This is a genomic window from Aureibaculum koreense (genome assembly GCF_034296135.1).
Classification (GTDB): domain Bacteria; phylum Bacteroidota; class Bacteroidia; order Flavobacteriales; family Flavobacteriaceae; genus Aureibaculum.
Window position 1 is genome coordinate 1 of the sequence record NZ_JAXKVV010000038.1, and the last position, 12,886, is coordinate 12,886.

The window sequence follows — 12,886 nt, forward strand, 5'->3', positions numbered from 1 at the left end:
CCTATGGACGCTTATGACGCCGCGGCATGGAGTGCCATTACGCCTTTGTCAGAATTGTCAATTGAAAACAACGGTGAACCACAAGATTTCCCTGATTTCACAAGGGGCATGTGGATTAAAAGACAACCGTACAACTGGATGAAAATACATATTAACTAACTTTTTAGAACATAATTAACTTAAATCAAATTTATGAGAAAATCAATCACATGTTTATTAATTTTTGTGCTAAGTATAAGTTTTATACATGCACAACAAAGAACTGTAACAGGAACTGTAACCGATACAGAATCTGGTTCGCCGCTACCTGGTGTTAGTGTTCTTATTAAAGGTACTCAAAATGGTACTGTAACTGATTTTGATGGTAAATTTTCTTTGTCAAATGTAGAGCCAGATGGAGTTTTAATATTCAGTTTCCTTGGTTTAAAAACACTAGAAGTACCTGTGAACAATCAAACATCTTTTACAATAGCTATGGAAGAAGATGCTGCTCAACTTGGTGAAGTTGTTGTTGTGGGGTATGGTACCCAAAAGAAAACCAATGTAACCAGTTCGGTTACCTCTGTAGAAAGTGAGGAACTAAACCAAAGTTCAGTTGCTAATATTAGCAATGCACTGGTAGGTAGACTTCCGGGGCTAATTGCCACACAACGAAGTGGCCAACCAGGTTCAAACGGTTCTAACCTATTAATTAGAGGTATTAGTACTACAGGAAACTCCTCACCATTAATAATTGTTGATGGTGTGCAAAGAGCCTTTTCTCAATTGGATCCCAATACCATTGAAACGGTAACCATATTAAAGGATGCTTCAGCTGCTGCTGTTTATGGTGTCCGAGGTGCTAATGGTGTAATTTTAATTACAACTAAAAGAGGTAAGAAAGGAAAACCAGTCATCAACTATACAACAGAAATAACAACTTCGAAGCCTACACAAATACCAAAGTATTTGGGCAGTTATGATTATGCTCTTTTATTTAATGAAGCGAAAAGAAATGAAGGAAAAGCGGAATTATATACGCCAGACGATTTGGAAAAATATAGAACAGGATCAAATCCAATAACGCACCCTGATACTGATTGGTATGGTGAAGGTTTAAAATCATCTGCACTTCAACAACAGCATAACATTACAATTTCTGGGGGAGCTGATAGGGTGAATTATTTTGTTTCCGGTGGTTATTTATCTGAAAATGGTTTAACGGATAATATAAATTACAAACGTTACAATTTTAGATCTAATCTCGATTTTAAAGTAACGGATGCTCTTAAAGTTTCTTTAGATTTAGCTGGGCGTCAAGAAAATAGAGAATCATCAGCAACCGGTGTTGGAACTTTTTTTAGCGGGCTATCTAGAATTGCACCAACAGGGGTTTCATACTATCCAAATGGTTTGCCTGGTACTGGTTCGTTAGGTGGTAACCCTATTGAAGCAGAAAGAAAAGGGGGTGTTAGTCAATCAACAAGTAATATATTTTTAGCTAATGTAGGTTTTGAATTTAAAATCCCAAAAATTGAAGGGCTTACATTAAAAGGGTACATGGCTCTTGATAGAATATACTTTACTGCCAAGTCCGTACAAAAAAAGTATACTTTATATAATTATGACGAAAATACTGATGAGTATACGCCAACGACACTAGGACAATCTAGAATTAGCCAAAGTTATTTTCAAGGAGCACCTGACAGCGGTTCAGGGGTAATAGATCCGACCATAACCTATAATGCAACTTTAAATTATGACAAAACATTTAATGAACTTCATCAAATCACGGGTTTATTGGGTGTTGAAAAAGCAATTAATAAATCTAATTCCTTTAACGCAAGCCGACTAAATTTGGTGTCAGACGGCCTGCCGCAACTAGATTTTGGTGATTCGGAAACAGCTCAAAATGGTGGTTCTGCTTTTAATACAGCTAGATTAGGATATTTAGCGAGAGCAACTTATGCTTACGATGCTAAATATTTATTTGAAGCTAGTTTTAGATATGATGCGTCTGAAAATTTTGCAAAAGAGAATAGGTGGGGCTTTTTCCCTTCATTTTCAGCAGGCTGGAGGATATCTCAAGAAAAATTTATGGCAGACGTAGATTTTATTAATGAATTAAAAATAAGAGGATCTTGGGGGCTTTTAGGTAACGACCGTATATCTCAGTTTCAATACTTAGATGCATTCAACTTCTCGGGAACGTATTTTGTAGGAGGTAACGCCGTACAGACTATTCGTCCGGGAGTAATACCAAATAAGGACGTAACTTGGGAAAAAGCTACTATTAGAAACATTGGTTTCGATCTTGAGATTATGGATAGAAAATTGGGTCTTGAATTCGATTATTTTACTAAAACAACCAAAGACATTTTAGAAGCCCCAACCAGAATAGTTCCAGGGTTTGTAGGTGCATCATTACCAAGAGAGAATTTTGGTATTGTAGATAACAAAGGTTTTGAATTTTCATTATCTTACAGAAATCGTATTGGCGAATTCGATTATTGGGCCAAAGCAAATTATACCAATTCTAAAAATGAAATTGTAGAAGTTGGGGAGTCAGAAAATATAGATGACAACTTAAAAATAACCGGACGCTCAATTGGTTCCAGATTTGGTTTAATTGCAGATGGACTGTTTCAGTCGCAAGCAGATATAGATAGTCATGCTGATCAATCTGGTTATGGTTCAATTGCACCAGGAGATATAAAATATAAAGATATAAGTGGTCCTGATGGTGTGCCAGATGGTGTAATTAATAATGATGATAGGGCTTTTATGGGAGTTGTAAGCGATCCTAACACTATATATGGTCTAGCCTTTGGAGGTGGCTATAAAGGATTTGACTTTAGTGTACAATTTCAGGGAGCAAGAGATTTTAACGTATATTTGTCTGAAGAAGCTGCATTTCCGTTCTTTAATGGGGGTAAAGTTTTAGAACAACATTTAGATAGATGGACACCAGATAATCCGGATGCCAAATATCCAAGGACTTTAACAGAAGATACCAATAATAGAGTAGTTTCATCATTTTGGTTGCAAAATGCAAATTATATTAGGTTAAAAAATGTTGAGGTAGGCTATAATTTTCCAACTGAATTTTTATCTAGTATAAAAGTAGAGAGTTTAAGACTCTATTTATCAGGTTTAAATATCTTTACAATATCAGACATTGAAAATTTTGATCCTGAAGCACCAAGTGGAAGAGGTGCATTTTATCCACAGACTCGCTCATTTACTTTTGGGCTAAGTCTTAGTTTCTAAATTGTTAATTTTAAATTAAAAAAAATGAAAAAAATATCGATATTACTTCTTGTCATTGTAGCTTTTCTTGGAAGTTGCCAGCAAGATTTTTTAGAACTTACACCTCAAGACAAGCTTAATTCTGGAGATGTATGGAAAGACCCAAAATTAATAGAGCTTGTTATTAACGAAATGTATCAATCTATGCCTGATGGTTTTAGTAGAGGTTGGTATATGCTAGGTGCAGCCACTGATGATGGTGAGAACAGTTACGGTTGGCCAAGTGGTCAGTCTTTTAATCGAGGTGATTATGGTCCTAGCAATTACCCTATGGGAGGAACTTGGTTTAGCAGTTATCAAATGATAAGACAAGCTAACTTGTTTTTTGATAATATCGATGCTGTTGAAGATATTGATGCTGATGTAAAGGATAGAATGGTTGGAGAGGTTCATTTTCTTAGGGCTTTTTATTATTTTGATTTAATGAGACATTATGGTGGGGTGCCAATTTTAGATAGAGCACTCTCTTTAGATGATGATTTTAGCATCCCAAGAAACACCAAAGAAGAAGTGATTGCTTTTATTATTAATGATTTAGATGCTGCCGCTAGTTTGCTTCCTACAACTCATGGTAGTAGTCTTTTAGGTAAGGCTAATAAAGGTGCTGCGAATGCACTTAAAGGGCGTACGTTGTTATATGCTGAAAAATGGGCCGAGTCTGCTTCTGCAAGCAAGTTGGTTATAGATTCGGGAGTATATTCTCTATTTTCTGATTACCATAGTTTGTTTCATGCAGCGAATGATAATAACGAAGAAGTTGTTTTCGACAAACAGTTTCAAGAACCTGAGTTACAGCATTGGGGTCACTTATTTAATCACCCTGTAGGATATAGTGGAGGCTGGGGAGGCACAGGTCCAACTCAAGAATTGGTCGATGCCTATGAAATGATCGATGGTAAATCAATTGACGATTCGCCACTTTATAATCCAGCAACTCCATACGCAAACAGAGACCCAAGGTTGTCGGCAACTGTTTTTTATGATGGTAGTATGTGGAGGGGAAGAGCCGTTGAAACTAGAATTGGAGGTTTAGATGGTATGGAAAAAAATGGAGATGCTACTAAAACGGGTTATTATATGAAAAAGTTCTTAGATGAATCTTTCACAGACTGGGCAAATTTGGGTGGAAGCAATAATTGGATTCACATTCGTTATGCAGAAGTCTTACTAAATTACGCAGAAGCTCAAAACGAAGCGTCAGGGCCGGATGATAGCGTATATGATGCTGTTAACCAGGTAAGAGCAAGAGCAAGTGTAAATATGCCACCATTACCAGATGGGCTTTCAAAAGATCAGATGAGAGACAGGATCAGAAACGAACGCCGCATTGAACTCGCATTTGAAGAACATAGGTTTTTTGATTTGAGAAGATGGGGATTAGGAGATTTATTGAATAGACCTATACATGGTATGAGAATTGGTCCTAATGGTGAATTAACCGGAGCTGATGCTCAGGGTAAACCTTATGGAAGAATAGAAGTAGAAACCAGAACTTTCGATCAGAAAAATTACTTGGCTCCAATTCCTCAAAGTGAAATTGACAAATTGGGTTCTGATGTATTACAGCAAAATCCTGGTTACTAATAAAAACAATTATTTGAGTTAGTTATTTTAAAAACCCATTTGAATTCTATCAAATGGGTTTTTTCTTCAAAATGAAAAAATTAATATAGAAGTTGAACCCTTAACTTAAATAAAAATCAAGTTTATATTGTTAATTTATAATCTATTATCTAATTTTAAAAATTAATATAATATTTACCCTTAGTATGAAGAATTTTTTCGCTTATATTTTATTGATAATAATTTTTATCGATTGTAAAAATAAACAAGAAAATGGTAACATGGAAACAGTATCTGACAAACCTCTTTTAGAGGTTTTGCCATCTTCAAGAACCAAAATAGATTTCATCAATAATCTTAAGGAATCTGAATATATGAACGGTATTTTCTATGAATATTTTTATAACGGAAGTGGGGTCGCCGTTGGTGATTTTAATAACGATGGTTGGGATGATATCTATTTTGTGTCAACATTAGAAAAGAATAAGCTTTATCTAAATAACAAAGACCTTACATTTAAAGATGTAACCGGCATTTCCAATGCAGATAGTGGCTTTGGTTTCGATGCAGGGGTAACTACTGTAGATATCAACCAAGATGGCTTATTAGATATATATATTTGCCGAACCGGACGTTTTCAGGATGAAAATAAAAGGCGTAACGCCTTAATGGTAAATATGGGCGTAAAAGAAGATGGAGTTCCGGTTTTTAAAGAAATGGCAGCGGCTTATGGATTGGACGATTCTTCATTCTCAACTCAAGCAAGTTTTTTTGATTATGACCGCGACGGCGATTTAGATATGTTCCTCATAAACCATGGTATAGACACTTATCCAGATAGTCAAATAGAAGAATTTAAAAAAACTACATCTGAATTTAGAGGAGAACGTTTGTATAGAAATGATAATGGAAAATTTAATGATGTAACAAATGAATCTGGCATTATAAATAATATGTTAGGTTATGGATTAGGAATTGCCATGGGCGATTTAAATAATGATGGATGGCCAGATATTTATGTGAGCCATGATTTTTCGGGTCAAGACCATCTTTATCTAAACCAAAAAAATGGAACATTTTTAGAGGTAGCAAAACAAACTACTGGACATATTTCAAATTTCTCCATGGGTAATGATATAGCAGATTATAACAACGACGGTTTAATGGATATAATTGTTGTAGATATGATGGCAGAAGATAATTACGGCATAAAAACAAGTATGAGTGGTATGGATCCTGCCCGTTTTTATCGACATGTGGATGCCGGGTTACATCATCAATACATGTATAATACGTTGCAACTAAATAATGGCGTAGATAATAAAGATGGACTTCCCAAATTTTCTGATGTAGCACATTTAGGAGGTTTAACAAGTACCGATTGGAGTTGGTCTCCACTTTTTATTGATATTGATAATAACGGCTTTAAAGACTTATTCATTTCCAACGGTATTAAACGCGACTTTAGAAATAATGATTTTATAAGGTATAGAAAGGAAAGAGAAAATGCATTAAAGGCAGGGGAAATAATGAAAAAAGAGGATTTTATTAATGATTTATTGGATAAAATGCCTACTAGAAAAAAGAAAAATTATTTTTATCTCAACAATAAAGATTTAACCTTCAAAAAATTAAACATAGAACAACCTGAAACAAACTCTAATGGAGCGGCTTATGCAGATTTTGATAATGACGGAGATATTGATATTGTAGTAAATAACTCGGATGATATTGCCTTTATCTATAAAAATAATGCCTCTGAAATTAACAATAATAATTTCTTGAAAGTTAAATTTAATGGGCCTGAGAATAACAGGTCAGGTATAGGTACGAAGGTTGAACTAACAAAAGATGATAATTTACAAGTACAGGTAAATTATGTTACCAGAGGGTTCCAGTCATCTGTTACAAATCAGTTAAATTTCGGCTTAGGGAAAACAACTAAAATAGATAAAGTAAAGATTACCTGGAATGATGGGAAAAGTCAAATATTAAATAATGTAGATGTTAACCAACTAATTACAGTTAATTATCAAGAGGTAAAGAAAATTAGCGAAACAAAAGAAGAAAAGAAATTTTTATTTTCTGATATAACGGAAAGTATAGGTTTAAAAGTTAAACATACTGAAAATGATTTTAACGATTTTAAAAGAGAAGAATTATTACCGCATCGTATGTCAACACTAGGCCCTGCATTAGCTGTGGGAGATGTAAATGGTGATGATTTAGATGACTTTTTTATTGGTGGTGCTAAAGATTCACCCGGAAAACTATATGTTCAACAAAATGACGGGAGTTTTAATTCATCTTCTATTTCAACCTTTAACGAAGATAAAAAGTATGAAGATATTGGAGCCTCTTTTTTAGATTTTGATGGTGATGGAGATCTAGATTTATACGTTTCAAGTGGAGGCAATGAATATGACCATAACACAAGTGATTTACAAGATAGATTGTACGAAAATGTAGGAAAAGATAATTTCGTAAGAACCAATAATGTACTCCCTAAATTACAATCAAGTGGGTCTTGCGTTAAAGTGGCCGATTTTGATAATGATGGGGATACGGATATTTTTGTTGGTGGCAGGCAACACCCTGGAAAATACCCATTTCCTGGTGATAGTCATCTGCTTAGAAATGACAGTAAAAATGGAAAAAATATATTTACAGATGTAACGTCAAGCAATGCAGAAAAATTATCTAATATAGGAATGGTTACCGATGCTGTTTGGGCTGATGTGGATGGTGATTCTCAACTAGATTTAACAGTTGTGGGTGAGTGGATGGCTCCAACAATTTTTAAAAATGAAAACGGAAATTTTAAAATCCAACCTAATCTTAAAGAGGAAACTGGCTGGTGGTATTCTATAGCATCTGACGATTTTGATTTAGATGGCAAAATAGATTTTATAATGGGCAACTTAGGTTTAAACTATAAATATAAGGCTACTAAAAAAGAGCCTTTTGAAATTTTTGCTAAAGATTTTGATAATAATAAAAGTCTAGATATTGTTTTAGGATACTACAATAGTGGAGAACTTTTCCCACTTAGAGGTAGGCAATGCTCTTCCAATCAAATGCCGTTTGTCAAAGAGAAATTTAAAACTTACGAAGCATTTGGATCTGCCACATTAGAAGAGGTTTATAGTCCTGAAGCTTTAAAAAACGCTTTACATTACCAAGCAAATAATTTCGCGACTTCCTTTTTCATGAACAGCGGAAATAACACATTTAAAATTAAAGGTTTGGATAATAGAGCTCAATTATCTTCTGTAAATGATATTCTTATTGAAGATTTTGATGCCGATGGTATAAAAGACCTGATTTTAGTGGGTAATCTTTATGGTTCTGAAATTGAAACACCTAGAAATGATGCTAGCTATGGACTCTACCTTAAAGGCACAAAAGAGGGTAGGTTCAAAGTCGTTCCACCCAACCAAAGTGGATTGTATATTGGGGGAGATGTAAAAGCTGCAGATGTCATTAATTTAAAATCTGGAAAGGCTATATTGGTTGTTAAAAATGATGATTATATTCAGGTGGTTAAAGTGAATAACTAATAATTAAACTGATTTTCAGTGGTTTCATTTGAAGGTAAGTTATAATGTTGAATTTAGTTGAACAACTAAAATTTAACCAATATCTTCCAATTGATAATTTTTTAAAAAACTATCGATTTCCATTTTGTGAGCTTCTTTTTTAAAACTGCCCGGTGTTTTTTTAAATTGGCTTTTAAAACATTTGGAAAAATATTTTGGATCGTTAAAACCAGTAAGATAGGCAGTTTCATTAATAGAGTATCCATATTTGGCAATTAAAACGGCAGCTTTTTTTAAACGTAACAAACGCACAAAATCAACTAAACTATTTCCGGTTAAAGTCTGGCATTTTCTATATAAAGTTGAATATCCCATATTAAGAGATTCAGCTATATCTTCCACTTTAAAATCGGCATTATCAATATTATCGTTAATTATCTTAACTAAGTTTTCAATAAACAGCTCGTCCTTGGTTTTGTCAATATTTATTTTTGGGGTGCTTAGCACCTCTTTACGGTAGTTGGAAATAATTTGCTCTTTAGAAGTCAAAATATTTTTTATTTTCAGTAATAATTCTTTGGTATTGAAGGGCTTGCTAATATATTCAATAGCACCGGATGAAAGCCCTTCTATTTTTGCACTTGTTGAATTTTTTGCGGTAAGTAAAATTATGGGTATGTGAGAGGTCAATGTATTTTGTTGTATTTTTTTGCACATTTCTATCCCTCCCAATTTGGGCATCATAACATCACTTAATATAATATCCGGGTTTTTGTTTTTTGCCAGTTCGTAACCTTCTTCTCCTTCATTTGCAAAAATAACGGTGTAGTGTTTGTTCAACAGGTCCTTTAAAAGCTGTTGTAGTTCAAGGTTGTCTTCTACTACTAAAATCGTTTTGTCATTTAAATTATCAGTCGAGATTTCAACAACATCTTCTTTTTTTAAGACTAATTGTGGTTCATCAAAAATGTCTGTCACAATTTTATCACTTTCATCATAAGCATCTTCGGTAATAGGCAATACTACCCTAAAAGTTGTACCTTTTTTTGGTTTAGATTTTACGCTAATTTTTCCGTTATGTAGGTTAATCAACTCCTTAGTCAAAGCAAGTCCTATGCCTGTGCCTTTGTATTTTTTCTGAGAGTCAGATTGATAAAAAAGTTCAAATACTTTCTTTAATTCTGACTTCGGCATTCCTGGTCCAGAATCCGATATGGATAATTTGATAAATTTATCAGATTCTAGAGATTTTACATTTATATCAATCGTTCCATTGTTTGGAGTAAATTTAAAAGCATTAGATAATAAATTATAGAGAACATGTTCTATTTTTTCTTTATCATACCAAACGTTATGTAAATTTCTTGGACAATTAATGTTAAAATCTATGTGCTTAGTTCTAGCTAACTCTTTAAAAGATATGGCAATTGAATTTAAGTGCTCGCACAAACTGTTTTTGGTAACGGCAAGTTGCAATTTATCTAGTTCTTTATTTCTTACTAACGTTAACTCTCTTGCAATTTTAGAAAGTCTATCTGCGTTGTTTGCAATAATATCCAACCGTTGTTTTAATAGAAGATTTCCATCAGTGGTGGCTCTTTTTTTCATATCATCTATGGGGCCTGAAATTAATGTCAAGGGTGTTTGAATTTCATGAGACATTTTGGCGAAAAAATCCATTTTCAGTTTATATAGATCGTTTTCTTTTTTGTGCAGTACTTTTTCTAAAAATAACCTTTTTCTAAGAACGAACCATCTTCTTATACTGTAAGCAATCATAGCTAAAATGAAAAAATAGATAATATATGCCCAAGTACTATTCCAAATAGGAGGTGCTATTTTAATATCGATTTTTTGTGGGGCAATATCCCAAACGCCATTTTTAGTGCCTGCCTTTACCTCAAAAGTATAGTTTCCCGGCGGAATGTTGGTATAAGTAGCTACACGTTCAGGGTGGCTAATGATCCAGTCTTTATCGAAACCTTTAAGGCGATATGCATAAGTAAAATTAGGGTTTAAAATATTATCAATAGCCGAAAATTTAAAAGAAAAAGAAGATTGATCGTTTTTTAATTTTAAAGACTTCGTATTTAAAACGCCAGATGTTGTTTGATCCGGTAAAATCGATTCAACAGGTTTGTTGAGAATTTCTATAGTATGGATAAATAGATCGGGATTTAATTTTTTCTCAGTTAATTGATTGGGATTAAAATAATTGAGTCCTTTTATACCGCCAAAATATAATAACCCGTCGGTATCCTTAAAGGCACTTCTTACCAAAAACACATTGTCTTGTAGGCCATCGGCAGTATAATATGTCTTTATAGCATTTGTTTTTAAATTTAAATGATGAATGCCATTGTTGGAGCCCAACCAAATGTTATCTTTATTCACTAGCAACGCACTTACAAATTGACGATCTTTATGGGTTGCTACATTTTTAAAATTTGAAGTGTCATTAGCGTTACTGTTAAAACTCAACAGTTCGCCGTCCGCGTTTATTAAATATACAGTACCTTCGGTTGTGCTGGCCATAGATCTTACAGAATAAAGATCAGGGTGCTCAATAAATGTAGAAAATTGAAGATTTGATGAGTTCTCATTGAATTCAAGCAGATTATTTCTGAACATTCCCAACCAAAATCTACCGTTTTTATCTTCGATGATGCTCTCCGCAATAGTACCTTTAAGACCGTTGGAATTGTTTTCGAAAGAAGCTAACAACTCCAATTCGGAACTGTAAATACTTAATGACACATTGGAACTGACCCAAATCCGTCCTTTAGAGTCTTTAAAAACGGTTCTAACATCCGTTGCCTCATGTTTATTAGAGCTGAAAATGCCTATTTTTTCAAAACGATCCCTTTTAGGCCTGTAAATCCATAAGCCGTTCTTATAAGTACCAAACCAAATATTACCGTTATTATCTTCGGTAATGGATTGCACATAAAAACCTTTGCTCAAATCGTTCTTTTTAAGGTACTGGCTTTTTTTGGTCGTGCCATCTTCGTTAACCTCTATTTTTGTGAGTCCAAATCCGTCAGTCCCTATCCATAATGTATTTAGCGAACTTTTAAAAATACTTAAGATTCTTACAGGGGTATTATTTTCCGACCCCGAAAGGTATTTTATATTTTCATTTGCATGAGGTAAAATGTTTAGTTTACCATAATTTGTAGCTACCCAAATATTTTTATGGTTATCTTCACTTATGTTTAAAACGGTATTGCTGCTAAGCGAAAATTCATTGGAATCTTGTTTTGTAAAAACATCGATATTGCCGTTTATTGGATTTATTTTATATAGACCGCCACCGTCCGTACCGGCCCAGATAGTGCCCTCGCTGTCCTTAAAAAAAGTAATAAAAAGTTCGTTGTGAATATTATATTTATTACCTTTAAAAAGTGTGTTTTGAATAAACCGTTCACTAGAAGGGTCATAAACGAACAGTCCAAAAGTCTCTGTTCCTATCCAAAGCCTATTAAGATTATCGGTGGTCAAGTTAAGTATTCCAGGGAAATTTGAAAAAGGACCGACCAGTTCACTCGTTCTTTTGTTTTTTAAATTGTGATTAAAAATTTTTCCATCGTCTGTGCTTACATAAATTTGATTGTTCGCTAAGACTTCTATGTCAAAGATGTTTTTAACCGCAAAACCGTTATGGTTAATCGTGGTAACACTATCAAGAGCGTTGTTATTATATTTAAGGATGGTTCCGTTGTTAGAAGCCATCCAAACATTATTATTTTTAGAGGAAATAGCTGTGATTAACCTGTTTTTTAACAGATTTTCATTTACATCCTGATACGCTCCTCCCTCTGAATTGTATTTAGATAACAGACCAAAGTTTGAAACTATCCAAATGTTTTTATCCGCATCTTTTACCAACGTCTTAACGCGATCGTTTTGCTTAATTTGAGGAAAAAGAACAGCATTTTTAACAAGGGTGTAATCATACCCATCGTACTGTAAAATACCAACACTGCACGCCATCCAAATATTTCCTGTAGCATCTTGTATCGTTCCGGACACATTTACTGGGCTGTTGTTCAATGTTGGAGACAGATGTTTGAAATTTGCATTGTCTTGAGCCATTAATGCCCCAAACGTAGCAAAAAGACAAAAAATAAATGTAGTTAGCTTTAAATTCACCAATTTTTTTAATTATAAAATGTGTTTATAACAACCGTAAATATAACTAAAAACCAACAAAGTGTAAATTTCATGCAAAAAAGTGTAGAAATTAAGCTCTCTATAAGCAACAATCCTAAAAATGGAAGGATTTGCTTAAAATTTGCACTTCAAATAAATTGGAAATCCTAACATTTGGCATTGTTAAAAAAAGGTTAAAATAACTTTACCAATTTATGAGTTCAAGAAGAAATTTTATTAAGAAGTCAGCTATAGTAGGGGCGGGCATTTCGGTAATGCCAAACTTAACCTATGGTTTTAGTAATAAGAGGGAGAAGCTAAAGGTTGCTTTGATAGGGGTAGGG

At 33.8% G+C, this 12,886-nt stretch carries 5 protein-coding genes; 4 read left to right on the plus strand and 1 reads right to left on the minus strand.

Annotated features, from left to right (window positions below):
• The first annotated feature begins 192 nt into the window (after nt 1–192).
• The 3 genes from UMM65_RS17385 (at nt 193) to UMM65_RS17395 (ending at nt 8,411) form a co-directional block, all read left to right on the plus strand.
• The gene (locus tag UMM65_RS17385) at nt 193–3,249 is read left to right on the plus strand and encodes a SusC/RagA family TonB-linked outer membrane protein (protein WP_321978424.1); all 3,057 of its coding nucleotides are present in this window, start codon (nt 193–195) and stop codon (nt 3,247–3,249) included.
• A gap of 24 nt (nt 3,250–3,273) precedes the next feature.
• Entirely contained in the window at nt 3,274–4,872 is a 1,599-nt protein-coding gene (locus tag UMM65_RS17390; RefSeq protein ID WP_321978426.1) for a RagB/SusD family nutrient uptake outer membrane protein, read from the plus strand.
• 185 nt (nt 4,873–5,057) lie between these two features.
• Nucleotides 5,058–8,411 carry a VCBS repeat-containing protein gene (locus tag UMM65_RS17395; RefSeq protein WP_321978428.1) on the plus strand — a complete coding sequence of 1,118 codons (3,354 nt, stop codon included), beginning with the start codon at nt 5,058–5,060 and terminating at the stop codon, nt 8,409–8,411.
• Between the two features lie 72 nt (nt 8,412–8,483).
• Here UMM65_RS17395 and UMM65_RS17400 read toward each other — a convergent pair whose 3' ends face one another.
• Nucleotides 8,484–12,542 (minus strand): hybrid sensor histidine kinase/response regulator transcription factor, encoded by a 4,059-nt coding sequence (locus tag UMM65_RS17400; protein ID WP_321978429.1) that lies wholly within the window; start codon nt 12,540–12,542, stop codon nt 8,484–8,486.
• Nucleotides 12,543–12,757: 215 nt separating this feature from the next.
• Between UMM65_RS17400 and UMM65_RS17405 the strand changes: the two genes are divergently transcribed.
• Nucleotides 12,758–12,886 (plus strand): twin-arginine translocation signal domain-containing protein (locus tag UMM65_RS17405; RefSeq protein ID WP_321978431.1); only part of this gene is annotated, 129 nt, incomplete at its 3' end.

Excerpts from the sequence above, each read along its gene's own strand:
- UMM65_RS17395 (WP_321978428.1), top strand. The coding sequence starts at position 5,058 with ATGAAGAATTTTTTCGCTTATATTTTATTGATAATAATTTTTATCGAT.
- UMM65_RS17385 (WP_321978424.1), top strand. The coding sequence starts at position 193 with ATGAGAAAATCAATCACATGTTTATTAATTTTTGTGCTAAGTATAAGT.
- UMM65_RS17390 (WP_321978426.1), top strand. The coding sequence starts at position 3,274 with ATGAAAAAAATATCGATATTACTTCTTGTCATTGTAGCTTTTCTTGGA.